Raw genomic sequence first — 25391 nt, 5'->3', positions numbered from 1 at the left:
TCCCACTAAGATTTAACCACAGACCTCACAAGTTGCTCGCTTAGATAACTTCAACGTTTGAAATTGCATCGTCTTGGCATCAATAAGCAGCAACCGCCCTTCTAAAACCTCGCCGATGCTAGCCAACACTTTGAGTGCTTCCGCTGCTTGAATCGTACCGACCATACCAACAAGAGGCGCAAACACGCCAGAGGTTGAACAGTTTTGATCAACATTGGCATCCGCAGGATAGAGGCACTGATAGCAAGGTGTTTCAGGGTGGCGAGGATCATAAACACTGACCTGCCCTTCAAAACGAATCGCAGCACCTGAGACCAGCGGCTTACCGGCCTCAAAACAGGCTCGATTCAGTGCATGGCGGGTTTGGAAGTTATCGGTACAATCAACGACCAGATCCACACTGCTGACGGTGCGTTGCAACAACTCACCATCTAATCGATCAGTGATCACGCTGGCCTGGGTATTGGGATTGATCTCAGCAATCTGCGCTTGGGCCGACTCTACTTTAAACTCACCCAATCGTTGATGCGTATGGATCACCTGACGCTGAAGGTTGCTTAGCTCGACTCGATCATCATCAGCCAGTACCAACTCACCCACACCTGCCGAAGCCAAATAGAGTGCAACTGGGCTGCCTAATCCACCCAAGCCAACGATCAACACTTTGGCGTTTAACCAAGCCTCTTGACCGGCCGCGTCGACTTCCGGCAACAGAAGGTGTCGGCTGTATTGCAATAACTGTTCATCATTTAACATCAGACTCTCCAACAACCACCGGTAATTCTGGGATTACCCCCATAATCTTGCCGTGTTTCAACCTGTTCAAATCCAACCTGTTTAAGTTTATTGGCCACCTGCTCCGCTTGATCATAGCCATGCTCTAGTAGCAACCAGCCATCACCCTTCAAATAGGCTGGAGCTATCTCAATAATATAGAAGAGATCGGCTAGCCCTTCATCCTCGGCAGTCAATGCCGTTAGGGGTTCAAAGCGGACATCACCCTGCTCTAAATGAGTATCTTTAGGATCAATATAGGGTGGATTTGAAACGATTAAATCGTACTGACCGGCCAAAGGTTCAAACCAAGAACCGGATAGCACCGTTAAATTAGAGGCGCCTAAACGAACTGCGTTTCGTCTTGCCAACTCAGCGGCCTCTGCAACGAACTCCACAGCACTCACTTGCCATGCAGGGTTTTCCAGCGCCAACGCGATGGCGATGGCACCCGTTCCTGTACCTAGGTCGACTGCAGATGCTTTCGAATTGAGAGGCAACTCAAGGGCCCACTCAACCAAGGTTTCGGTATCAGGACGAGGAATTAACGTGTGTTGATTGACCTCTAGATCAAACGACCAGAAGCCACGACGTCCCGTTAAGTGAGCGACAGGAGTGCCCTGTGACCGTTTAACTAGGAGTGAATCAAACTGGCTAAGCTGCTCTGCTGTCAGCTCTTTTTCCGGCCAAGTTCTAAGATAACTGGGGTCTTTTTGAAGGACAAAGCAGAGTAGATGTTCTACATCGACGCGAGCAGAGTCTGATTTCAGCTCTGCCGATTTCGCTAGGGCCTCGTCGATGCGCATCAATTAATCGTCAGACAGCGCCGTTAGCTGCTCTGCCTGATACTCCTGCATTAGCGTATTGAGAACCTCATCCATATCACCCTGCATCACCTCATTTAGCTTGTAGAGGGTCAGGTTGATACGGTGATCGGTCAGACGTCCCTGAGGGTAGTTGTAGGTACGAATACGTTCTGAACGATCGCCCGATCCAACCAAGCTTTTACGGGCGCTGGCCTGTTCCGCTTGCACCTTATCGATCTCTGCCTGCTGCAGACGTGAGGCGAGCAGCGCCATCGCTTTAGCACGGTTTTTGTGCTGCGAACGCTCCTCCTGACACTCAACCACTACACCTGTTGGGATGTGCGTAATACGAATTGCGGAGTCTGTTTTGTTGACGTGCTGACCACCGGCACCGGATGCACGGAAGGTATCAACTCGCAGGTCCGCTTTATTGATATCGATTTCGGCCGACTCATCCATCTCAGGCATTACCGCAACGGTACAGGCCGAAGTATGAATGCGTCCCTGGGATTCGGTTTCAGGCACACGTTGTACACGGTGCGCACCCGATTCGAACTTCAGTCGAGAGTAAACGGCATCGCCGATAACACGAGTTATGATCTCTTTGTAACCGCCGTGCTCACCTTCATTCGCACTGATGACCTCTACCCGCCAACCGATCTTCTCGGCATAGCGTGAGTACATTCGAAACAGATCACCGGCAAAAATAGCCGCCTCATCACCACCGGTTCCCGCTCGAATTTCAAGAAAGACGTTACGACCATCATTAGGGTCTTTCGGCAGCATCAAAATTTGCAGATCAGCATCAAGTTGCTCTTCTAGGGCTTTAGCCTCTTTGAACTCCTCTTGCGCCATCTCTTTTAGATCAGCGTCGTCCTCTTCCATCATCAGAAGCGCGGTCTCTTGATCCTCTTTCGCCTGATTCCACTGGTTAAAGGTGGCGACGATCGGCTCTAGGTCCGAATATTCACGTGAGTAATCACGGAACTGATCTTGATTGCTAATAACACTCGGATCGCTCAGCAGAGCCGACAGCTCTTCAAAACGATCAACCAACGACTCCAGTCGCTGACGTATGGATTCTTTCATCTTTAATTTCCGACGCTAATCTTTCGATTGCGGATTGAGTTGAAACAGCTCTTGAACCGATCGCTGCAGATCGTCACGACCCTCGGCAGACGCTTTGCGCAACTGCACACTAGGCTCGTGTAAAAACTTGTTGGTTAAACCATTCGCTAAACGCTTTAGCACCTCTTCAGGTGACTTACCATTTTGCAGTTGCGATAGCGCCTTCTCTAGCTCTTCATCGGCTATGCTCATCTGCTGCTGTCGAAGAGCAGTCAATGTATCGACGGCATCCAACTCACGCAATTGACGCATGAAAAGTTCTGCACCCTGCTCAATGATCGCCTCAGCCTCTTGCGCGGCCTCCTGTCGTGAGCGCTGATTCTCTTCGATCACCTCCGTCAGGTCATCAACGGTGTAGAGGTAGACATCCTCAAGATCGCCCACCTCGGCTTCGATGTCACGAGGAACGGCAATATCCACCATAAACATAGGACGGTGACGACGAACCTTGAGCGCACGCTCAACACTGCCTTTACCCAAAATAGGCAACTGCGATGCCGTAGAGGTAATCACGATATCCGCGTTAGGAAGCTCATCAGGGATAGAGGCAAACTCAACCGCTTTACCATCTACCTCATCAGCCAATGCCAGAGCACGTGATAGCGTTCGGTTCGCGATGGTAATCGATTTGATTCCAGCATTTTTCAGGTGTCGAGCCACCAGCTCGATGGTTTCACCGGCACCAATCAGTAGCGCTCGGCTATCCGCCAAATCGGCAAAAATGTGCTGCGCCAAGCTGACCGACGCATAGGCAACAGAGACTGGGTTCTGTCCAATACTGGTCTCGGTTCGAACCTGTTTGGCCACAGAAAAAGTCTGTCTAAAGAGTCGACCTAACTCTGCATGCGCTCGTCCCGCCTCTTGCGAAACAGAGTATGAGTCTTTCAACTGCCCAAGGATTTGAGGTTCGCCCAACACTAAGGAGTCCAAACCCGATGCGACACGCATCATGTGACGTGCAGCACCTAAATCCCAGTGCTCATAGATACAGTTGGCGAGTTGTGACTTATCGACCTGGTGATAGCTAGCCAACCAGTTGAGCAACTGATCTGATCCATCACCCTCTAAACGGCAGTACAACTCAGTACGGTTACAGGTAGAGAGTATAGCCACCTCTTCAAGTGCGGCCTCTTCACAGGCTTGCTTTACAGCGTCAACCAAAGACTCGGGCGCAAAGGAGACACGCTCCCTGATCTCAACCGGAGCGGTTTTATGGTTAATCCCTAAAGCGAGTAAAGACATGAATCCCTTTTGTACCTAAATATTACAGGTCGCTAATAATACACGGTAAAGACTAGTCTAATAAGACCTAGACCACTGTTTTTGTTCTGTTTTGCAGCTTATACACATGACAACACCCGATCGGTTTTCTATAGTGATGAGATTGGTAACCTAGGAGTTGAGATTTGAGATCGACATTATTCAGTGCATTGGCCCTTTCGGCTCTTCTAGCGGGTTGTACTCCTACAAAACCAAACAGCCCTTCAGAGCAGGCAGAACTTAAAAGCGCCGACTCGACTACCATCTATACACCGGGCGAACTTAACCAAGAGTCTTTGCTAGATTTGATCAGCGCTGAGCTCTATGGTCAGAATCGGGACTTTGCTCAATCCCAAGCACTTTTTTACAAGCAAGCACAACTCTCGCAAAGCCCTGAACTGGCTGAACGCGCTACTCGCATTTCACAATTCATGCGTGATGCAGAGCTTGTCGAGCAGTCGGCAACACTATGGCAAACGCTCGATCCAAACAAAGCCTTACCCTTTCAAATTTTGCTTAACCTCTACTTTCAAGAGGGCAAAATCGATCAAGCGTTGGAGCTCCTAGCAAGCCGTTCCGAATTTAGTGCTGAGACTTATGGCCTGATCGAAAGCCACCGTGCAACCTTACAACCCACGGAACTCAATGCACTGTTCGATCTCCTTCAGCATCTAGGGCCAGAGCAACAACAAAAGCTACCCAATATTCTGCTTCAAGCGCGCATCCAACGCTCACTTCAGCAACCCAACAAGGCCATTGATCTACTTGATCAGGGGCTGGCCATTGATCCTAATAATGCCGATCTAACTTTGGATAAGGCACGCATCATTGGCATCGACCTTGAAGAGATCCCACGCGCACTGGATCTCATGCAGCCTGCACTAATAGAGCATACAGACCACAGAGAGCTTCAGGCTTTCCAAATTCGACTGCTTCTAATAGAGAGCCCAGATCAAGTCCCTAACCTAGTTGAGTCGGCCATCAACGAGAGTAATGAAGATCCACAACTGATCTACTACTACGCACTGCTACTGCTGGAAAACGAATTGCTCGACCCGGCTGAGCGTTGGATAGACCGCCTGATTGCCATGGATCCAGAGAACAGCGATATCTACCTCTACAAAGGAGCCATCGAGCAACAGCGTGGCAACACCGAAGCGGCTCTGAACGCTTACGGCAAGGTTAAATCAGGTGACAATCTACTAAACGCTTTTGCAAGAACCTTAGAGCTCATTGATCCAGCAACATCTAGCAGTGAGTTAGAGGTGCGCCTAGCGACGCTCATCAAACAAGATCCAGAACGTATAGAGCCTTTGACCCGCATCGCCGCCGAATGGTTACTCGATCAACAACGCAACCAAGAGGCGATCGATCTGATCGACGAACAGCTAAAAATTGTTCCACAAGCCAACTCGCTCATTTATGCGAAAGCGATCGCTTTTGAACCGATCGATCCTGAGCAGATGCTGATCAACCTTGAACTAGCACTCTCATTGGATGAAGAGAACCCAAGCCTTAAGAATGCTCTAGGCTACTCAATGCTGCTCTATTCAGACGATTTTGAGAGGGCATTTAACCTGATTAAAGAGGCTTACCAGTCAACCCCGGACGATCCAGCAGTCATCGACTCTATGGGGTGGGCGTTTTATCTATCAAATAACTATCAAGAAGCTCTGATCTACATCGAACAAGCCTTTAAAGCCTTTCCCGACCCAGAGGTCGCTAAACACTACATTCAGGTGCTGGCCAAATTGGAACGGATTGACGAAGCCAAGACATTACTGGACACTCTGCTTCAAGATCACCCTGAAAACCGTCATACCCTTGAGGCCGAGCAGTGGCTAAACAGCTTGTAAAACTTTTTATACTGATCAGCTCAATCGCGTACCTAAGCGGGTGCATAACAAAACCTAAACCTATTCCTGTGCAACCGCTGACTGAACCCGTTCACTTCTCCTTTAGTGTGAGCGGAAAACTCGGTGTACGCGGAGATCAGATCAGCGAAAGCGCCCGCTTTAACTGGACCCAAAACCAACAGACGTTTGACCTAGCACTGATCGATCCATTTGGCCGCCAGGTCATGAGACTGACCGGCAATGATCGTTTTGCAAAGTTAGTGACGGACGATCAACAGAGCTATGTAGCAGACTCAGCTGAAGCTTTGATGCAGGAGTTACTGGGCTGGCAACTTCCGGTAAACCATGCCCTTTACTGGATTCAAGGCAGACCTGATCCAAGACAACCTTTTGTTGCAAAAGAGCCGGGGCACTTTCTGCAAAACGAATGGCAGATCAGTACGCTCGCACAGACGACTCTTAGCAACGGCAAAACAGCACCCCGCAAGCTTAAAATGAGCCACACTCAACTGGATGTCACCTTAATCATCTCTGACTGGCAATTCCCACTCTGATTCTGTGTAAAAAACAGTCAACAGGGGTTGATTTATAGCGCCTCTAATTTAAAATATGCGCCTCTTAAATTTAGTGGGAAACCACTGGAGAGCGCTAGGGGTATAGCCAAGTTGGTAAGGCACTGGATTCTGATTCCAGCATTCGTAGGTTCGAGTCCTGCTACCCCTGCCATTTATTACGATGACAGATCCTCAACAAACGACTTCATCATACATTTCTTTTGACAAAGAGCAGGACTACGACGTGTCTAAGATGATGGTATTTACTGGCAATGCAAACCCAGCATTGGCAGAACGTGTAGCAGAGCGCCTAGATTTGGATCTTGGCCAAGCGACAGTAGCCCGCTTCAGCGATGGTGAAGTAAGTGTAGAGATTCAAGAGAACGTTCGCGGTAAAGACGTTTTCATCGTGCAGTCGACCTGCGCACCGACAAACGACAACCTAATGGAGCTTATGGTCTTCATTGATGCTATCCGTCGTGCGTCAGCAACACGTATCACAGCGGTAATTCCTTACTTCGGTTACGCCCGCCAAGATCGTCGTCCACGTTCAGCGCGCGTACCAATCAGCGCTAAAGTTGTGGCAACCATGCTAACCAACGTAGGCGTTGACCGCGTTTTGACAGTAGATCTGCACGCAGACCAGATCCAGGGCTTCTTCGACATCCCTGTTGATAACGTCTACGGCTCGCCCGTTCTTCTAGACGACATCAACGACCAGAACTATGACGATGTTGTGGTTGTATCACCGGACATCGGTGGTGTTGTTCGTGCTCGAGCAGTCGCTAAACAGCTTGATACTGATCTTGCGATCATCGATAAGCGTCGTGAGCGTGCGAATGAATCACAGGTTATGAATCTGATCGGTGACGTTGAAGGTCGTACTTGTATTCTTGTTGATGACATGTGTGATACAGCAGGTACGTTATGTAAAGCAGCCGCTGCATTGAAAGAGAAAGGCGCGAAACGCGTTGTCTCTTACATCACACACCCGGTTTTCTCTGGCCCAGCCATTGATAACATTGCAAATTCTCAGCTTGATGAGATGGTTGTTACTGACAGCATCCCACTGAGCGAAGCCGCGAAAAGTTGCAGCAAAATTCGCCAACTTTCACTGGCTCCCATGTTGGCAGAAGCGGTACGCCGTGTCTGCAACGAAGAATCAATCAGCGCGATGTTCCGTTAAGAACAGCTGATTTTAAGAGCTTCGGCTCACTAAACGCCCTTCGGGGCAAACAAAGCTGTAGAGATCTGGTCGCGGGTCCCTGCAGTTTTTAAATTTATATAGGTATATAAAATGTCTAACTTCACTCTAAATGTAACTGCCCGCGAAGATCAGGGGAAAGGTGCGAGCCGCCGCCTGCGTCGCGCTGGCCAAGTCCCAGCAATCGTTTACGGTTCAGCTGAGCCACAGAGCATCAGCCTAAGCGCAAACGAACTAGGTAAAGCACTGCAAAACGATGCGTTCTACTCATCGCCAATCGCGCTAGACCTAGACGGTACTAAGACAGTTGTAATCATCAAAGATCTACAGCGCCACCCTGCGAAGCCTGTTGTTCTTCACGCTGACTTCCAGCGCATCGATGACAACCAGCGCATCAAGATCCGCGTTCCACTTCAGTTCGTTAACTTCGAAAAATCAGCGGCTGCAAAAGCATCGGCTAAATTCGCTGCAGAAACAGCTGTTGTAGAAGTAACTTGTCTAGCTAAAGACCTTCCTGAGTCTGTCTCTTGTGACCTTTCTCAGATCCAGACTGGTCAGATTGCTCACCTTTCAGACATCGCTCTGCCAGAAGGTGTTGAAATCGTTGCTCTACGTCGCGGCGAAGACCACGACCAAGGCATCGGTTACTGTTACTCACCACGCGGTGCTAAAGTAGCAGGCTAATAGCCTAATACGCGCCAGCTTATGGAAGGTATCAGCCTCATTGTCGGACTAGGCAACCCAGGTGCTGAGTACCACGAAACACGCCATAACGCTGGTGCAGAACTGGTTGAGCAGCTTGCTGCTCAACACAGTTCACCTCTTCTGCCCAACAAGAACTACTTTGGGCTCTACAGCAAGATCCTAATCAACGGACAACCCGTTCATCTATTGGTTCCAACGACCTTTATGAACCGGTCAGGCAAAGCCGTTGCAGCACTTGCTAACTTTTTTAAGATTCCCGTTCAATCCATTTTGGTCGCTCACGATGAGCTAGATCTACCACCGGGTGTATCACGTCTAAAAAAAGGCGGCGGTCACGGTGGACACAATGGTTTGCGTGACATTATTGCCAGCATGGGCAATAACAAAGATTTTTACCGCCTACGTTTAGGTATTGGACATCCGGGCAGCGCTCAACAGGTTGCAGGATTTGTACTGCGCAAAGCACCGATTGCAGAACGCAACTCTACCCAACAGGCGATTGATGAAACGTTGAGATACATCCCGATGATTGTCTCAGGGGATCATGCCAAAGCAATGAACACACTTCACAGTTTTAACGCATCAGCGAAATAGGACAGTATCATGGGATTTAAATGTGGCATCGTCGGCCTACCAAACGTCGGCAAATCAACGCTCTTTAACGCGCTCACTAAAGCGGGTATCGATGCAGAGAACTTCCCATTCTGTACCATCGAGCCGAACTCAGGCATCGTTCCAATGCCAGATCCACGCCTAAACGCACTGGCGGAGATCGTAAACCCAGAGCGCATCCTGCCAACCACGATGGAGTTTGTGGACATCGCAGGCTTGGTAGCAGGCGCTTCTAAAGGCGAAGGTCTTGGTAACAAATTCCTTGCTAACATCCGTGAAACGGATGCCATTGCACACGTGGTTCGCTGTTTCGAAGATGAGAATGTCATTCACGTCGCTAACCGCATCCACCCACTTGAAGACATTGAGACGATCAACCTAGAGTTGGCTCTGTCGGATCTGGAGTCCTGTGAAAAGCAGCTGCAGCGTGTACAACGTTCAGCTAAAGGCGGTGACAAAGAGGCAGTGGCACAGAAAGCCCTGCTGGAAAAACTGATCCCTCACCTATCAGAGGGTCAGCCAGTTCGCTCACTAGAGCTCTCTGACGATGAGCAGAAGCTAGCGAAGGGATTCCACCTACTAACGACTAAACCGACCATGTACATCGCTAACGTCTCTGAAGAAGGTTTTGATGATAACCCTCATCTAGATGCGGTTCGTGAGTTTGCTGCTAATGAGAACGCGGAAGTCGTTGCGATCTGTAACAAGCTAGAGTCTGAAATCTCAGAACTGGAAGATGACGAACGCCTTGAGTTTCTACAAGACATGGGCATGGAAGAGCCAGGCTTGGATCGTGTGATTCGTGCAGGTTACCAGCTACTGGGGCTGCAAACTTACTTCACAGCCGGTGTTAAAGAGGTCCGCGCTTGGACCGTCAAAATCGGTGCTACTGCTCCGCAGGCTGCGGGTGTCATCCACACCGATTTCGAAAAAGGCTTCATCCGTGCTGAGACGATCAGCTACGATGATTTCATCGAATATAAAGGTGAAAAAGGCGCTAAAGAGGCGGGTAAAGCTCGCCTAGAAGGTAAAGACTACATCGTCAAAGATGGCGACGTTATCCACTTCCGTTTCAACGTTTAAAGCGAATATTTGTGAATTGATCAGTGATTGATCGATTCACAATTTTATCAGGCCGAATTTGGGTTTTTCCCTTAGATTCTATTGACATAGAAGCCTATAGAAGGAATAATTCGCGGCCTTGAAAGATGGCAATGTAGCTCAGTTGGTTAGAGCAACGCATTCATAATGCGTGGGTCACAGGTTCGAATCCCGTCATTGCCACCATCTTAGGGGTATAGCCAAGTGGTAAGGCAGGAGGTTTTGATCCTCCCATGCGCAGGTTCGAGTCCTGCTACCCCTGCCATCTAAGTCTTTCAAGCATGGCAATGTAGCTCAGTTGGTTAGAGCAACGCATTCATAATGCGTGGGTCACAGGTTCGAATCCCGTCATTGCCACCATTCTAGGGGTATAGCCAAGTGGTAAGGCAGGAGGTTTTGATCCTCCCATGCGCAGGTTCGAGTCCTGCTACCCCTGCCATTTTTTGAGTAATACTGCTTCATCACCACATCAATCTCATATTTCCATCGCGACCTTTTCAAGGACGCTCCAACAGTTAAAACTAAACACTAATGACTTTAGCATTGTTGGAGCCTTATCGCAGATGAGGCGATTTTCTAGGTATTGATCGCGACCTTTTCAAGGACGCTCCAACAGTTAAAACTAAACACTAGTGACTTTAGCATTGTTGGAGCCTTACCGCAGATGAGGCGATTTTCTGGGTATTGATCGCGACCTCTTTAAGAGATGCTTCAACAAAAAACCTCGCCGAAGCGAGGTTTATTGATTCAGACGCTCAATCACACATCCCGATCGCGGAAACCAATCAAGTATAGAATACCATCTAGGCCAAGAGTGCTGATCGACTGTTTAGCATTCTCACGCACTAGAGGTTTGGCTCTAAAGGCAATGCCTAAGCCCGCGATAGAGAGCATTGGCAGGTCGTTTGCACCATCACCTACTGCGATAGTCTGTTCTAGAGAGACACCCTCTTTGGCGGCAATCTCACGAAGCAGTTCTGCTTTACGCTCACCATTGACTACCGTACCGACCACTTTACCGGTCACTTTGCCATCTTGGATGTCGAGCTCATTGGCGTGAATGTAATCAAAACCTAAACGCTTCTGCAGGAACTTGGCAAAGTAGGTAAAGCCACCCGAAAGGATCGCGGTCTTATATCCAGTGCGTTTAAGCTGTGACATTAACTGTTCGGCACCTTCGGTCATTTTCAGGCGCTGAGCGATGCCTTCAAGGACCGACTCATCCAACCCTTCCAGAAGAGCCACACGACGCTTAAAGCTCTCATTGAAGTCGATCTCACCGCGCATAGCCGCTTCGGTAATCTCTGACACCTGATCGCCGACACCAGCCTCTTTCGCCAACTCATCGATGACTTCAGCTTCAATCAGTGTCGAGTCCATATCGAACACCACCAGACGGCGGTTACGACGATAGATGTCGTCACGCTGGAAGGCGATATCCACACCCAGCTCTGATGCCAAAGTTAGCAGAGTCGCTCGCACTTCAGCTTCATCCGCAGACATATCACGTACAGAGAACTCGACACAGGCCTTGCTGCTCTCCTCTTCAACCTCATCAATTGAGACACGGCCAGATAGGCGTGAGATGTTGTCGATATTAAGATCGTAACGCGCAGCCACCTCAGTCACTTTGGCGATATGCTCAGCCGAAATGCGTCGTGCTAGCAGAGTGATAATGTGACGTGACTTACCCTGTGCACCGACCCAGCTTTGGTACTCTTCTAGAGTGACCGGTTCAAAGCGCGGCACCATGTTCATCTCGTGCGCTTTGAACAGCAGATCACGCAGCAGCGGTGAAGATTCAGCCTCATGAGGTACTTTTAACAGTAAACCTAGGGATAGGGTGTTGTGAATGACTGCTTGACCGATGTCTAGAACCTCAACATCGTATTTAGCCAAAATCGTAGTAATACCCGCGGTGACGCCCGGTTTATCGGAACCAGACAAGGTCAACAAAATCAGTTCGTTCATTCTCTTACTCGAGTCAAAGAAAGCTATATGCGATTATACCCAGTTAAGAGCGCTTGCGCTTAGACGCGCCGCTCTTTTTTGCTCCACGGCTTTTGCTGGCTGTCTTACCGCCAAACTTTTCACCCGAGCTACCGCCTGAACGCCCAGAGCCTGAACCCTTACCGCGCGCACCTGATTTAGCACCGCCCTTACCTTTCTGATCAAACAGCCCCATGGCCAAACGCTCTCGGACTGATGGTTTTTTCGTCGGTTTGTTTTTCTCTGAATCGAGTAGTTCGAAATCGATCTTGCGCTCATCCAGATTGACTTGTGCAACGCGCACGCCTAATCGATCACCTAGCTTAAAGACGCGCCTTGTACGTTCGCCAATCAAACGCTGCTTGCCCGCTTCGAACTGGTAGTAATCACTTGGTAGGCTGGTGATATGAACGAGACCATCGACAAAAAGATCATCCAACTCAACAAACACACCAAAGCCTGTTACCGCAGAGACAACGCCAGTGAACTCTTCACCAATCTGGCTCTGCATGTACTCACACTTCAGCCAAGAGACCACGTCACGTGTCGCCTCATCGGCACGACGCTCAGTCATCGAGCAGTGTTCACCAAATTGCAGCATCTGCTCTGCACTGTAATTTATAACAAAGCTTGGGTTGCGTACAAAACCATCCGGTCTCGCGGCTCCTTTAATCTTCTTATCTTCGTGAATCGCTGATCGAATCATCCGGTGGACAAGAAGATCAGGGTAACGTCGAATCGGTGAGGTAAAGTGAGTGTACTCCTCATACGCCAAACCAAAGTGGCCATGATTATCAGGGCTATACACAGCCTGCTGCATCGAGCGAAGCATCATGGTTTGGATAATGTGTCGATCCGGACGATTTTCGATCGCCGACGCCAGTTTTAGATAGTCTTTAGGCTCCGGTGAATCACCACCCGGCAGCGCCAAACCCAACTCTCCTAAAAAGGCTCTCAGGTTTTCCAGACGCTGCTCTTTAGGGCCGTCATGGATACGGTAGATCGCAGGTTTTTTGCGCTTCGCTAAGAACTTAGCCGTTGCCACATTGGCTGCCAACATACACTCTTCGATGAGCTTATGCGCATCATTACGCGTCACGGGCACTATGTTCTGAATCTTACGCTCATCACTAAAGACGATGCGTGTTTCGGTGGTGTCGAAATCGATCGCTCCACGATCATCGCGCGCTTCGCGAAGTCGGTGGAACAACCCGTGAAGCGTCTGTAGGTGAGGTAGCACCTGTTTATATTGATCACGCCACAACTCAGCGTCAGCCGAATCATCATCACGATCCAACATAGCGCCCACTTTGGTGTAGGTCAGACGAGCTTTAGAGTTTATGATCCCTTCAAAAAACTCCGCATCACCGATAGAGCCGTCTCGTTTAATATTGAGCTTACAGACCATCGCCAAACGATCAACGTTGGGATTCAGCGAACAGAGTCCGTTGGATAACAGCTCAGGCAGCATCGGCACAACATACTCGGGGAAGTAGACAGAGTTACCCCGTTTAACCGCCTCTTTATCCAGCTCGCTGTTCGGTTTAACGTAATAAGAGACATCGGCAATGGCTACCCATAGGCGCCAGCCGCCCATACGCTTCTTCTCAGCATAAACAGCATCATCGAAATCGCGAGCATCTTCACCATCAATCGTGACAAACGGGAGATCACGCAGATCGATACGATTGGTCTTGTCCTCTTCCCTAACCTCAGGAGTTAAATCACCGATCTCTTGATGGACGCCGGCATTCCACTCATTGGGAATGTCGTGGTTATGAATGGCAACTTGAATCTCCATGCCCGGCGCCAAGTGGTCACCCAGTACTTCAACCACTTTGGCGCGCGCCGGGTGGCGTTTATCCGGTTGTTGAACCAACTCAACAACAATCAGCTGGCCATCTTCGTATTTAAGATCTTTATCAGGGTCCGGCATGACCACAATCTGATTGGTTATACGCTGATTTTCTGGAATCAATGAGCCGAAACCATTCTCACCATCGAAACGTCCCACCACCTTTTTCAAAGGACGTTCTAGCAGTTCAATCACTTTACCTTCAGGTCGACCACGATGGTCAGATCCGATCTCTTGAACCAGAACACGGTCGCCATCAAATAGCTGCTTCATCTGGCGAGCACTGATAAACAGATCATCACCTCCGGCATCGGGCTTAACAAAGCCAAAGCCATCACGGTGACCAATGACACGACCTGGAATCAGATCCATCTTCTCAATTAAGCCGAATTGATTGCGACGATCCGATATCAACTGCCCATCACGGCACATTGCGATCAAACGACGACGCACCGCTTCAATATCATCGGGATGACTGAGCTTCAGCTCGGCACACAGGTGCGCATGGCTTATAGGAGCACCCCACTTACGAAGAAACTCAATAATGTAGTCTCGACTGGGCACAGGTCGGTCGTATTTACCCGCCTCTTCCTGTGCGTTGGGGTCGTTATCGCGCCACTGCTTACTCATTAATCATCCAATCCATAAAAGTATTTCAATCATATTAACCTGAAATAAAAAAGCCGGCATCAAGAGCCGGCTTTAAAGTTAAGGCATTTCGTCTATTTCTGACTCTTCTTTAGGCGGAGGAATCAGATCTTCTTTCGTAATCTTGAGTGCCAACAACAGATTCGCTGCGACATAGATTGAAGAGTAGGTACCAACTACGACACCCGCCAGCAATGCAATCGCAAAACCACGAATCGTCTCACCACCGAAGACCAACAGCGCAACCAGCACAAGCGCGGTAGTTAAAGAGGTCACCAATGTACGGCTCAACGTCTGCGACAGCGAGCTGTTCAATATCTCAAGCGGACCACCTTTACGCATGATGCGGAAGTTTTCACGGATTCGGTCATAGACAACAATCGTATCGTTTAACGAGTAACCGATTACCGCAAGCACCGCCGCAAGCACCGTCAGATCGAAATCCAACTGCATGATCGAGAAGAAGCCGAGCACGATGGTCACGTCGTGAACCAAGGCCAATACAGCACCAAGAGAGAACTTGAATTGGAAACGGAACGCTAGGTAGACCATAATCATCGCAAGCGCCAGCAGCATGCCTAGGCCACCCTGTTCGCGAAGCTCTTCACCGACCTGTGCACCGACGTACTCGTTACGACGCAACTCGACTTCCGAGCCATCAGCTTTAAGCGCCTCAACCACTTTGTCACCCAACTTAGGGTCGTGCGTCTCACCTAAGCGGATTAACACATCGGTACTGGACCCAAAGTTTTGCACAACAGCATCTTCATAACCCGCCGTCGACAGCTGCTGACGAATAAGGTTCAGATCCGCTGAGGCTTCATAACCCACTTCAACCAAGCTACCGCCTGTGAAGTCGAGACCAAAGCGAAGACCGTTAACCGCTAATGACGCGACTGAGGCGATCATCAAAACGATCGAGAAGATACCAAAGGCCTTACGTAGGCCCATGAAATTATAGAGTTTATGAACTTCTGACATCTCTAGACCTCCTTACAGCTTGATCGACTTAAGTTGTTTGCCGCCATACACCAGATTCACCATCAGGCGAGTCACAAGAATGGCTGTAAACATTGAGGTCAAAATACCGACTGACAGCGTAATTGCGAACCCTTTTACTGGACCCGTACCCATCGCAAATAGGATCAACGCTGCGATCAATGTCGTGACGTTGGCATCCAAGATCGTTGTGAAGGCACGTGCAAAACCGGAGTGAATCGCTGACTGCACCGGCATGCCGACTTTAAGCTCCTCTTTGATGCGCTCAAAGATCAGCACGTTGGCATCCACTGCCATACCGACGGTCAAAACAATACCGGCTATACCCGGCAGGGTCAGGGTGGCTGAAAGAATCGACATAACCGACACCAGCATCACCAAGTTCAGTGTCAATGCAATGTTAGCGATTAGACCGAATACACGGTAGTAAGCCAGCATAAAGAGCATCACCAACGCGAAACCAATTTGAACGGACGTCAAACCAAGCTCGATGTTTTCAGCACCCATCGATGGACCTACGGTGCGCTCTTCGACGAAGTATATAGGTGCTGCTAGTGCACCAGCGCGTAGCAACAGCGCCAGCTCAGACGCTTCTTGCGGGTTATCTAGACCGGTAATACGGAAGCTAGAGCCCAACGCACTCTGAATCGTTGCAAGGGAGATGATCTTCTTCTCAACGTATGGCACACGTTTTTCAACCTGCTGACAATCAACCGTCTCAGTCACCATACGCGCCTTAAACTCGACAAACAGAACCGCCATGCGACGTTGAATAGCATCACGCGTCGTGCGGTTCATTAACTGACCCCCTTTGGAATCAAGGCTGATTGATACCTGAGGCATGCCGTTCTCATCGAAGTTCGACTGCGCATTAGAGACGCTAGAACCGGTAATGATGACATCACGCTCAAGATTCGCTTTACGGTTCTCGTCTGAACGGAATGGGTAGGTTTCAGTCAGCGCACGAGAGGTGTCTGGTTTTGCTTCTAGACGGAACTCAAGGTTAGCCGTTTTACCAATGATACGTTTGGCGGCGGCCGCATCCTGAATACCCGGCAACTGAACCACGATACGGTTACGACCTTGACGCTGAACCAGCGGCTCAGCCACACCCAGTTCGTTGACACGATTACGCAGCGTTGTCAGGTTCTGCTTAACGGCATAATCTTCAATATCACGCAGTGTCTGCTCACTCAAAGAGATCTGAAGGCTTGAGTAGCCCTCTTCATCCAGGTCAGTAATCAAAAACTCCTGGTAGCTCTTTCTGAGCAGCGAAGAGGCCTCATCACGGGTGGCAGCATCGGCAAAGCGAACCGCTAGCGTACCATCATCCAGAGTCTCTACTTGACGGTAACGCAGACGCTCTTTACGCAGGTTGGATTTGATCTCACTGACGTACACTTCAAGACGCTGAGAGACGGCTGTCACCATATCCACTTCAAGCAGGAAGTGGACACCACCACGAAGATCCAGACCCAGTTTCATAGGGCCGGCACCGATGTCTGTCAGCCAGCTAGGTGTCGTGGGTGCTAGGTTTAAAGCAACGGTGTAATTTTCACCCAGGATACGGCCGATCACTTCACGGCCACGTAGCTGAGCATCACCATCGGCAAAGCGGATCAGACCTTTACCCTCTTCTGCTTCAAGCGATTTGTACTCGATCTGGTTGTTATCCAGAGCAGCCGTCACGCGAGCAAGAGTGCGATCATCCACTTTAAAATCTTGTTTGGAACCCGACACTTGAACCGCAAAGTCGTCAGGGTAGAGGTTTGGCATAGCGTAGATCGCTGCGAACAAAAGTGTCACAACAATCATCAAGCTTTTCCAAAGAGGAAAACGATTGAGCATTACAGGCCCATCCTTTTAAAAACAGAAAAGCGCCGTTACCGTTCAGTAACAGCGCTGTAAGCAAGGTCGATTAAATACCTTTAATAGTGCCTTTTGGCAGTTCAGACGCAACGTGAGTCTTCTGGAACTTAAGCTCAACACCTTCTGATACTTCAAGTGCAATGTAGTCGTCAGACACACGAACAACCTTACCGATGATACCGCCAGCGGTGATCACTTCATCACCTTTAGCAAGACCAGATACCAGTGCTTTATGCTCCTTCTGACGTTTTGCTTGTGGGCGCCACATGAAGAAGTAGAAGATCAAACCGAAACCCAGTAGGAAAATAAGGTTAAACATACCTGGATCGGTAGCACCAGCTGCACCTTCAGCGTAAGCAGGTGAAATAAAGAAGCTCATTAAAAGCACTCCTGTAACATCATTTATATAAGTTTATTTAAGTCATTCAGCCAACGCTGGCGTTTCCATGCCACGTCGACGGTAGAACTCATCTACGAAGGCGGTCAATGTACCCTGTTCAAGGGCTCCACGCAAACCTGCCATCAAGTCTTGGTAGTAGTGCAAGTTGTGAATCGTATTCAACTGCGAGCCCAGAATCTCGCCACACTTATCAAGGTGGTGCAGGTAAGATCGACTGAAGTTCTGACAGGTGTAACAACCGCACTCCGCATCCACTGGTCCAATATCTGTTTTATGGGACGAGTTACGGATTTTTACAACCCCTTCACGGGTAAATAAAAAGCCGTTTCGTGCATTTCGAGTTGGCATGACACAATCGAACATATCAACCCCACGACGCACCCCTTCCACCAAATCTTCAGGCTTGCCCACACCCATCAGATAACGTGGCTTATCTTCCGGCATCTTATGAGCCAAATGATCCAACACTTTGATCATCTCATGCTTAGGCTCACCCACCGACAGACCACCAATGGCATAGCCGTCAAAGCCAATATTGGTGAGCCCCTCTAGAGATTCATCACGCAGGTGTTCATACATACCACCCTGCACAATACCGAACAACGCCGAGGGACTGTCACCGTGCGCATCTTTAGATCGCTGTGCCCATCGCAGAGAGAGACGCATAGAGTCAGCCGCCTCCTGCTCAGTGGCAGGGTAAGGTGTACACTCATCAAAAATCATAACGATGTCAGACCCTAGCTTGCGCTGTACTTCCATCGAGACTTCGGGGCTGACAAAGACCTTGTCACCATTCACAGGCGATTGAAAAGAGACGCCCTCTTCTGTGATCTTGCGCATTTTACCTAGGCTAAATACCTGGAAGCCGCCTGAGTCAGTCAGTATCGGTTTATCCCACTGCATAAAGTCGTGAAGATCGCCATGAAGTTCGATCAGATCGGTACCAGGACGTAACATCAGGTGGAATGTATTACCCAATAAGATATGAGCACCTGTCGCCTCGACATCACGCGGCAGCATGCCCTTGACGGTTCCATAGGTACCCACAGGCATAAATGCAGGGGTTTCGACCTCACCACGCGGGAAGGTCAAACGACCACGACGCGCTTTACCTTCGCTCGTAATCGTCTCAAATTTCATAAAACAGTGACGGCTCATCTACTTTCCTGCTTAACCTTGGGTGTTGCGCGTTAAGAACATCGCATCACCGTAACTAAAAAATCGATATTTCTGCTCAACGGCCTCTTCATAAGCCGCCATGGTCGTTTCATACCCCGCAAACGCAGAGACCAACATCAACAGTGTCGACTCCGGAAGGTGGAAATTGGTGACCAGAGCATCCACCACTTTGTATTGATAGCCTGGGTAGATAAAGATCTGCGTATCGCCAAAGGTTGGCTCAATACGCCCTGATTGGGCTGCTGATTCAAGCGAGCGCACACTGGTCGTGCCCACCGCAATGACTCGATTACCTCTAGCCTTGGCCGCGTTTACCGCATCACATACCGATTGATCGACCTCGATGTACTCGGCATGCATCTCATGGGTCTTAATGTTATCCACCTTAACCGGACGAAAGGTACCCGCGCCGACATGCAGAGTGACAAACGCACGCTCTACACCTTTGGCTTCTAACTTAGCGATCAACTCATCATCAAAGTGCAGACCAGCAGTTGGCGCTGCGACAGCCCCTGGCTTTTTGTTGTAAACAGTCTGATAACGTTCACGGTCAGAGAGTTGGTCCTCACGTTTGATATATGGCGGCAATGGCATGTGGCCAACACGCTCTAGCGCTTCAATGATCGACTCGTCAATATCAAACTGCAGATCGAACAGGCCATTTTCACGACCTACGACCTCTGCGTTTATACCCCCTTCGAACTGCAGTTTAGCGCCCTCTTTTGGAGTACGACTGGCACGCAGATGGACAAGGGCACGCTTCTCACCGATGACACGCTCTACCAACAACTCAACCTTACCGCCACTCTCCTTCTGCCCAAACAGACGTGCCGGAATTACCCGAGTATCGTTAAAGACCATCAGATCACCAGGTTCGACCAGATCGAGAATGTCGCCAAACGAGCCATGCACACGTTCACCCGTATTCCCATCGACCTGCAACAGGCGACTGGCGGTACGTTGTTCTAACGGGAAGTGTGCGATCAACTCTTCAGGCAGATCAAAATCAAAATCACTAAGCTTCATAGATACCGAGCGTTAAAATTGCGGGGCGCAAATATTAACAAAATCTACTTAAAAACGTCACAGAAGATTGACCTATTCTGAAACCCGCTTATAATGCGCCACACTCTCTGCCGGTGTGGTGGAATTGGTAGACACGACGGATTCAAAATCCGTTGCCTATAAAGCGTGTCGGTTCGAGTCCGACCATCGGTACCAATATTCTGTTGGTATATGTTGAGAGTAAGTCTTTGATTTAGCTAAGTTAAAGACACCATTCCTGTCTGGACAACAGGGATTTATAGGCACATATGCCTCTCCTAAAGATATTAGTTGTCACTTATTTGACGTAATTTAACGTAATGAGGTGATTAACTATGGCTACAATCAAGGCTATCAAAGGCAAAAAAGGCACTACCTATCGTGTAGAGGCCATGATCGATGGCATTCGACTGCCAAGTAAAACTTTCAAAACAAAGCTAGAAGCCGAAAAACAGGCCGCTATCCTGACGCTTAAAGCTGATACAGTTCGCGGATATAATTTCAGATATACAAGTACCACTACCCTTTCTTGCCTGATTGACGAATACCTCTCTTTGTACGACGGCAAAGATTCATCAAGACAACAAAGGTTGAATTTCTGGAAAGAAGAACTGGGACACCTATGCCTGGATAAGATCCAACGAGATAAAGTTAAATCTTCACTCCGCCATCTACTTAATTCAGGCAAAAGCAATGCTACTTTCAACCGTTATAAATCAGCTTTAAGTGCAGTCTTCAGATTTGCTGAAGAAGAATACGATATAGATTTCAACCCCTGCACTGGGATAAGAAACAAACCAGAAAGCCAACCAATAGATAGATGGGCTAGCCACGATGAGCTTTCAAGACTTCTTGAGGCTTGCAGACAATCCAGCTGGTCAAAAATGTATCTTTATGTTCTGGTAGCTGTGCACACAGGAATGAGACGAAGTAGCTGTCTTGCTCTTCGGTGGTCCTCAATAGATTTTGACAAGTGTATTGCATACATACCTACATCAAAAAACAAAAAACCAATTATGATCCCACTCAATGATGAAGTAATGGTCGAACTACTGAAGCACAGAGAAGTCGGTAATGGCTTTATTTTTAACAAGCCGGAGGATAAGGCTCAGTCATTTAAGCATTTTGATTATCACTGGAGAGTGGCCAAACAAAGAGCTAATCTCACCGATTCACTTCGAATTCACGACCTCCGACATACGACTGGTAGTTTACTAGGACAAGCAGGTGTACCTTTAACGGAGATAAGGGACATCATGACGCACAAGAGCATTCAGACAACACAGCGCTATGTTCACCATAACTACCAAGATAAAGCACTTAAATTAAAGAACGTATTAGCAGGAATATCATGAGCCAAGATAGTGCTTTGCCACCAGACGTTATTATCCTAACTTCATTTGTAGAGGTATTTGTAGACTCCTATGAGCTAGGTGAGTTGACCTACGAAAAGGCCACTAAAGGCGTCTGGTTCATGCTCGATGATTATGAGCCTGTTGATAAATGTGATTATGATCTTGAGGAAATTAAGGAAAACCTTCTGTATCAGGCGATGAGTCATTTCTGCACAGCCAAGCCCAAGAAAAGATCGAGTAAGAGTAATAGGCATACCAACCAATCAATCCCACCATCCCTAAAAAGAAAGGTCCCAACGATGGTTGATCTAGCATTATCCAAAAACAGCTCATTGCACTTAATGTCGGAAGATAGAGGAAACCCAGAAAACAGTGTTTACAAGTTCATAGCCGACAAACTTGGCAAGCACGGATTTCCTGAGGTTACTCCAGCCATAATAAGAAATGCATATTCGGACCATCACAAATCAAAGTAAAGATCTGATAACTCAAGTTACCAGTCCGTTCTTTTAACCTGTGTAAACCCTAGTATCTGCTAAGACATCTAATGTTTTAGGAGACAACGATGCTAAACCTTACACAACCTAGTCAAACTCTATCCAACCTGTCCAATTGGAAGACGCTGGCACAGATTTCTGAAGAGAATCCTCAATTCAGCTACTCTCAACTAAAAAGACTGTTCTGGAAAAGGGATGAACATCAAGGATTAAAAACTTGCGTTAAAAAAATTGGTAAGCGGATTTATATCAACGAGCCAGCTTTCGCGTTATGGATGGCTGGAGAGGAGCGCAATGTGTGGACGGGTGAATCATGAGTATTTACGAACAACTTGCTCAACAACCTGACCCTGAAAGTATTGCGCCTGAGCAGAGAACTGGCTGTCTTATAGACTTGCTCGCAATGTCGGCAGATAAACCAGAGAGTCGGTTATTGCTAGGCTATGCTCATGAGTGTGAGCAAGAACAATCGATTAGTTTGCTTATAAAGGGAGGCTAGGTATATGGTTAATACCTTCCATCCTAAAACATCGAAACCAGCTAAAGGCTCTGTCACCTACGTCAGTACCTACTTACTTGATGGTAGAGAATATGCCATTAACACTTGGAATGGTCAGTATGGCATTCGCGAAGACATCTTGCATCCAATGATCCGGCAGATGGAAGCGATGCTCAGCTACCACAGTAAGGTTTATCAAATCAGGCTGGAGGCGCACAGTAAAGACTATGATGGTGAGAATAAGTCATTCACTGCTGATATTCACAGGCTGATTAAATGGCTTAAAGGTAAAGGCCACAAGCGAGTTTCCTACTGCTGGGTGCGTGAAAAAGATCGCTCTAAAAATTATCACTACCACATCGTTATATGGCTCAACGGTCATCTCATACGTTCTCCTGACAGTGTTTACAGGCGCTGGGACGCAATTCTGGGTGCTAATCAGAAGTGGGTTAGGTCAACACCCATGATTCTTAGAAGTAAGTCTGAGACGCAATCTGGAGCGATCTACACAGCTTCTTACTTAGCGAAAGAACGCACAAAAGGTTATGGCGACAAAGGTACAAGAGACTTCAGCACTAGCCAGCTAAAGCGCAACGTAGATATTCAGGAGATAGGTAATGAGTTCACCAAAAAAATTGCTTGAGCATCTGACCGAGAATTACAGCGTTTTCTACGAACCGACGCTGTTAGAGATTGGCATTCATGCACAGATAAAAAGGGCTGTAGGTGATGCGTTTACAGAGAAGAGTATTCAGAAACTACTAACTAGCTACACCCAGTCCGCCAAGTACAACGCATCAGTAGTTAAACATCTGGACTGGGAGCTTCGAAGATCTAATCTGGATGGATCAGATGGTACGGTGGTTAGTGTTGACTCTAAGCGTCATCACGTTGTTAAGTTTCTGGCGGCCCTGAAGCGTAAGGAGCAAAAGGAGGATGTGAGTCACTACGTGGATCTACGTGAGCAGGCTCTGAGGTGGTTAGATGAGGAGATTCTATTTGAGCAATGTTAGACTAGCCTTAGAAAATGGATTTAGGTAAGTTATTTGAGTTGGCTTACTGAATAGGTTGGAAAGTTTGAAAATCCGTCTCATAAAAAATCTGTTGTTGTTTGTTTTTGGATTGATGCTTACAGGCTGCGCAGAAGTGCTAATAGCGGACGCGGTTGGTAAAGCGGCATACTTTGGTGCTAAGGCCTTATCTGACACTAAGCCTTTATCAAAATCGGCTATTGGAAATAAAACTAATACTTCTGATCAACCTACTGGTTGTGTGATTGATAACAATAAGTATTTCTACTTTTTTCCTGCTTACTGCAAAAAGCGAGGTGGTTTGGTTACATCTAACTTCAATGTGGAATGTAGATTTAATAACTCACCTAAGCGCGAGATAACCCAAGAATGGCGTTGTAAGCAGAATGGAGGATACGTTCATACTGCTGTCAGTCCTAATATTGTGACAGGGGTTTTAAAGGCACAAGCATTAACAAAATCAACTTCTGCTCCTCCTGCTCCTGCTAGCAAAGCGGAAGGTAAGGTGAAATGTGAGTTGAAGAAGTCGGGTGTAATTACTGGTTACGTGGAAGTCTCAGAACAGATTTGCAGAGATCTTACTGGCGGATAATCACATGGGTAAATTTTGCAAATGGCTGTTGGTGTTAATATCTGTAACTGCTTATGGTGCTAGTGCAGAAGACGCACAGAGGTTGCTGAAAGGCGAAGTTAGATACGATGGTAATTTTTACTTTTATCCATCTACTCCCAACACACTCTACCTTATTGGTGATATCGGTGACTTTGATACTTTTGAGCAGTACTCGCGAGCCAGCGTGGAATTCAGGCGCGCTATACGAAATCACAGTGTCAAAAAGTTGGTGTTAGCTAGTGGCGGTGGAGCTGTTGATATAGGACTTAATTATGCAGCAATAATAAATGATAAAGAATTTTCTGTTTATGTTCCTGAGTCTGTAGGTTGTTTTTCCGCGTGTAGTTTCATGTTCTTTGGTGGCGGTGAGAAAGTAGCAGTTGGTCCAGTTGGTGTGCATCAGTTCTATAGCTCCGGTGATAGGATGGAGCAAAAACAGAAGGCGCAGCAAAGCACGCAATATGGCGTTGCTGACATCATAGCAATCCTAAATTCTTTCCAAGTGCCGCCCCGAATCTATGAGCATATGTTCAGTAGAGTTGGAAACGATTTCTACAATCTAACAGAGCTGGATCTAGAAGAACTTGGAGCGTCACAGGCCGAAGAATGGCACAAGGATGCAGACGGCGTAGTTGATGCTTTGATGGCCGTTAACGCTGAACTGCAAAGTTTGGTCGCTTTCGTAAAAGGTGAAGAGACTCCAAAAGAAGTTGCTCAGCAGGTGCCTAGCGCTGCTCCAACTACTCAACCACAGCAGCCCAGTCGCGATGAAATTGTCAGACTAGCTTTCATCGAAGTACAAAAACTTTTAAATGTACACAATTGCGGTGCAGGTACCCCTGATGGAATAGTCGGGCCAAGAACAGAGGCAGCATTTCAAAGGTTTATAGATGCAACAGGCGCGAGAATAGACTTTGATGCTGACGATGCATTTGAGCAATTGATTAATACGCTTAGCCAAACTAAGCGGCCTGCATGTAACATCGTAAGTTCAAAGGGCGGTTTCAGTGGTGCTTGGGCTATTCATGAAAGTTGTCACAATGTCAGCAAAACTACCGAGCTTGTTAAAGGGGTTATACAGCTTAAACGCTCATCTACTAACCCAGCAAAAGAGATTTTTAAGTCAAGACTGACTGTGGGGCCGTCAGAGGAATTAGCAATAACTGTAACTGATGGAAAGTCTTGGGTGTCTTTGGAGATAATCCACAATTGCGCCAACGGTGTTGATCGGTGTGCAAAGCGTCTCACCACCGATTATTCCGGTAGGACCGGCGACACATTTACTTTTACGTCAGCGGATTATTTGACAGGTGAACCAGAATACCCTGCGGTAGGTTGTAAGATTAATCTCTACAGAGTAAAACCGATGCTTTGAGGTCGAGGTTTTAGGTGTTACTAACGTGCTACAATATC

The 25391-nt window shown here is 48.0% G+C and carries 24 protein-coding genes and 6 tRNA genes; 19 read left to right on the top strand and 11 right to left on the bottom strand.

Annotated features, from left to right (window positions below; all coding sequences use genetic code 11):
• Positions 1 to 12: 12 nt before the first annotated feature.
• The 4 genes from XMM312_RS02180 to hemA are packed head-to-tail and all read right to left on the bottom strand — an operon-like array spanning position 13 to position 3950.
• Entirely contained in the window at positions 13 to 756 is a 744-nt protein-coding gene (locus XMM312_RS02180) for a molybdopterin-synthase adenylyltransferase MoeB (protein ID WP_173480647.1), read from the bottom strand.
• Positions 756 to 1580, bottom strand: a complete 825-nt coding sequence (gene prmC, locus XMM312_RS02175) for a peptide chain release factor N(5)-glutamine methyltransferase (protein ID WP_173480646.1) — start codon at positions 1578 to 1580, stop codon at positions 756 to 758. Before prmC ends, XMM312_RS02180 begins: the two co-directional genes overlap by 1 nt.
• Positions 1581 to 1583: 3 nt before the next feature.
• Positions 1584 to 2669 carry a peptide chain release factor 1 gene (gene prfA / locus XMM312_RS02170; protein ID WP_173480645.1) on the bottom strand — a complete coding sequence of 362 codons (1086 nt, stop codon included), beginning with the start codon at positions 2667 to 2669 and terminating at the stop codon, positions 1584 to 1586.
• Between the two features lie 15 nt (positions 2670 to 2684).
• Positions 2685 to 3950 carry a glutamyl-tRNA reductase gene (gene hemA / locus XMM312_RS02165; protein WP_173480644.1) on the bottom strand — a complete coding sequence of 422 codons (1266 nt, stop codon included), beginning with the start codon at positions 3948 to 3950 and terminating at the stop codon, positions 2685 to 2687.
• Between the two features lie 164 nt (positions 3951 to 4114).
• Here hemA and XMM312_RS02160 point away from each other — a divergent pair, with 164 nt between their 5' ends.
• From XMM312_RS02160 to XMM312_RS02110, 11 genes are all read left to right on the top strand, one after another.
• Positions 4115 to 5824 carry a tetratricopeptide repeat protein gene (locus tag XMM312_RS02160; RefSeq protein WP_173484579.1) on the top strand — a complete coding sequence of 570 codons (1710 nt, stop codon included), beginning with the start codon at positions 4115 to 4117 and terminating at the stop codon, positions 5822 to 5824.
• Complete coding sequence (lolB, locus tag XMM312_RS02155) at positions 5806 to 6378, top strand: lipoprotein insertase outer membrane protein LolB (protein WP_173484580.1); 573 nt, start codon at positions 5806 to 5808, stop codon at positions 6376 to 6378. Before XMM312_RS02160 ends, lolB begins: the two co-directional genes overlap by 19 nt.
• Positions 6379 to 6474: 96 nt before the next feature.
• A tRNA-Gln gene (locus XMM312_RS02150) sits at positions 6475 to 6550 on the top strand.
• Between the two features lie 72 nt (positions 6551 to 6622).
• The gene (locus XMM312_RS02145; protein WP_173484581.1) at positions 6623 to 7564 is read left to right on the top strand and encodes a ribose-phosphate pyrophosphokinase; all 942 of its coding nucleotides are present in this window, start codon (positions 6623 to 6625) and stop codon (positions 7562 to 7564) included.
• A 111-nt stretch (positions 7565 to 7675) separates the two neighbouring features.
• Positions 7676 to 8266, top strand: a complete 591-nt coding sequence (locus XMM312_RS02140) for a 50S ribosomal protein L25/general stress protein Ctc (RefSeq protein ID WP_173484582.1) — start codon at positions 7676 to 7678, stop codon at positions 8264 to 8266.
• 21 nt (positions 8267 to 8287) lie between these two features.
• Complete coding sequence (gene pth / locus XMM312_RS02135; RefSeq protein WP_173484583.1) at positions 8288 to 8881, top strand: aminoacyl-tRNA hydrolase; 594 nt, start codon at positions 8288 to 8290, stop codon at positions 8879 to 8881.
• Between the two features lie 9 nt (positions 8882 to 8890).
• Positions 8891 to 9982, top strand: coding sequence for a redox-regulated ATPase YchF (ychF, locus tag XMM312_RS02130; RefSeq protein WP_173484584.1), 1092 nt, complete (start codon positions 8891 to 8893; stop codon positions 9980 to 9982).
• A 127-nt stretch (positions 9983 to 10109) separates the two neighbouring features.
• A tRNA-Met gene (locus XMM312_RS02125) sits at positions 10110 to 10186 on the top strand.
• 4 nt (positions 10187 to 10190) lie between these two features.
• A tRNA-Gln gene (locus tag XMM312_RS02120) sits at positions 10191 to 10265 on the top strand.
• A gap of 18 nt (positions 10266 to 10283) precedes the next feature.
• A tRNA-Met gene (locus tag XMM312_RS02115) sits at positions 10284 to 10360 on the top strand.
• A gap of 4 nt (positions 10361 to 10364) precedes the next feature.
• A tRNA-Gln gene (locus XMM312_RS02110) sits at positions 10365 to 10439 on the top strand.
• 320 nt (positions 10440 to 10759) lie between these two features.
• Here XMM312_RS02110 and serB read toward each other — a convergent pair.
• From serB to queA, 7 genes are all read right to left on the bottom strand, one after another.
• Positions 10760 to 11971 carry a phosphoserine phosphatase SerB gene (serB, locus tag XMM312_RS02105; protein WP_173483591.1) on the bottom strand — a complete coding sequence of 404 codons (1212 nt, stop codon included), beginning with the start codon at positions 11969 to 11971 and terminating at the stop codon, positions 10760 to 10762.
• A gap of 43 nt (positions 11972 to 12014) precedes the next feature.
• Entirely contained in the window at positions 12015 to 14474 is a 2460-nt protein-coding gene (rnr, locus tag XMM312_RS02100; RefSeq protein WP_173488633.1) for a ribonuclease R, read from the bottom strand.
• A gap of 78 nt (positions 14475 to 14552) precedes the next feature.
• A complete protein-coding gene (gene secF / locus XMM312_RS02095) occupies positions 14553 to 15473 on the bottom strand; it encodes a protein translocase subunit SecF (RefSeq protein ID WP_173484586.1) in 921 nt (306 codons plus the stop codon).
• A 12-nt stretch (positions 15474 to 15485) separates the two neighbouring features.
• Complete coding sequence (secD, locus tag XMM312_RS02090; RefSeq protein ID WP_173488632.1) at positions 15486 to 17339, bottom strand: protein translocase subunit SecD; 1854 nt, start codon at positions 17337 to 17339, stop codon at positions 15486 to 15488.
• 70 nt (positions 17340 to 17409) lie between these two features.
• Positions 17410 to 17739 carry a preprotein translocase subunit YajC gene (yajC, locus tag XMM312_RS02085; protein ID WP_173480633.1) on the bottom strand — a complete coding sequence of 110 codons (330 nt, stop codon included), beginning with the start codon at positions 17737 to 17739 and terminating at the stop codon, positions 17410 to 17412.
• 42 nt (positions 17740 to 17781) lie between these two features.
• On the bottom strand, positions 17782 to 18900 hold the full coding sequence (gene tgt / locus XMM312_RS02080; protein WP_173483636.1) for a tRNA guanosine(34) transglycosylase Tgt: 1119 nt from the start codon (positions 18898 to 18900) through the stop codon (positions 17782 to 17784).
• Between the two features lie 30 nt (positions 18901 to 18930).
• Positions 18931 to 19965 (bottom strand): tRNA preQ1(34) S-adenosylmethionine ribosyltransferase-isomerase QueA, encoded by a 1035-nt coding sequence (gene queA, locus XMM312_RS02075; RefSeq protein ID WP_173488631.1) that lies wholly within the window; start codon positions 19963 to 19965, stop codon positions 18931 to 18933.
• Positions 19966 to 20074: 109 nt separating this feature from the next.
• On the opposite strand from queA, the gene XMM312_RS02070 reads away from it, so the two are divergent.
• The 8 genes from XMM312_RS02070 (at position 20075) to XMM312_RS02035 (ending at position 25353) form a co-directional block, all read left to right on the top strand.
• A tRNA-Leu gene (locus tag XMM312_RS02070) sits at positions 20075 to 20160 on the top strand.
• A 158-nt stretch (positions 20161 to 20318) separates the two neighbouring features.
• On the top strand, positions 20319 to 21338 hold the full coding sequence (locus XMM312_RS02065) for a tyrosine-type recombinase/integrase (RefSeq protein WP_173488630.1): 1020 nt from the start codon (positions 20319 to 20321) through the stop codon (positions 21336 to 21338).
• Positions 21335 to 21814 carry a hypothetical protein gene (locus tag XMM312_RS02060; RefSeq protein ID WP_173488629.1) on the top strand — a complete coding sequence of 160 codons (480 nt, stop codon included), beginning with the start codon at positions 21335 to 21337 and terminating at the stop codon, positions 21812 to 21814. The genes XMM312_RS02065 and XMM312_RS02060 overlap by 4 nt, the downstream gene beginning before the upstream one ends.
• An 89-nt stretch (positions 21815 to 21903) precedes the next feature.
• Positions 21904 to 22152, top strand: a complete 249-nt coding sequence (locus XMM312_RS02055) for a hypothetical protein (protein WP_173488628.1) — start codon at positions 21904 to 21906, stop codon at positions 22150 to 22152.
• A gap of 186 nt (positions 22153 to 22338) precedes the next feature.
• Positions 22339 to 22977 (top strand): inovirus-type Gp2 protein, encoded by a 639-nt coding sequence (locus XMM312_RS02050; protein ID WP_173488627.1) that lies wholly within the window; start codon positions 22339 to 22341, stop codon positions 22975 to 22977.
• Positions 22952 to 23347 carry a ProQ/FINO family protein gene (locus XMM312_RS02045; RefSeq protein WP_173488626.1) on the top strand — a complete coding sequence of 132 codons (396 nt, stop codon included), beginning with the start codon at positions 22952 to 22954 and terminating at the stop codon, positions 23345 to 23347. The genes XMM312_RS02050 and XMM312_RS02045 overlap by 26 nt, the downstream gene beginning before the upstream one ends.
• 64 nt (positions 23348 to 23411) lie before the next feature.
• Positions 23412 to 23957, top strand: coding sequence for a hypothetical protein (locus tag XMM312_RS02040; RefSeq protein WP_173488625.1), 546 nt, complete (start codon positions 23412 to 23414; stop codon positions 23955 to 23957).
• 4 nt (positions 23958 to 23961) lie between these two features.
• The gene (locus XMM312_RS02035; protein ID WP_173488624.1) at positions 23962 to 25353 is read left to right on the top strand and encodes a hypothetical protein; all 1392 of its coding nucleotides are present in this window, start codon (positions 23962 to 23964) and stop codon (positions 25351 to 25353) included.
• Positions 25354 to 25391: the final 38 nt, after the last annotated feature.

It is taken from the genome of Marinobacterium sp. xm-m-312 (assembly GCF_013283295.1).
In the GTDB taxonomy this organism is placed as follows: domain Bacteria; phylum Pseudomonadota; class Gammaproteobacteria; order Pseudomonadales; family Balneatricaceae; genus Marinobacterium_E.
Note: the sequence above shows the minus strand (reverse complement) of the source record. Positions and strands in the feature narration are given on the sequence as shown.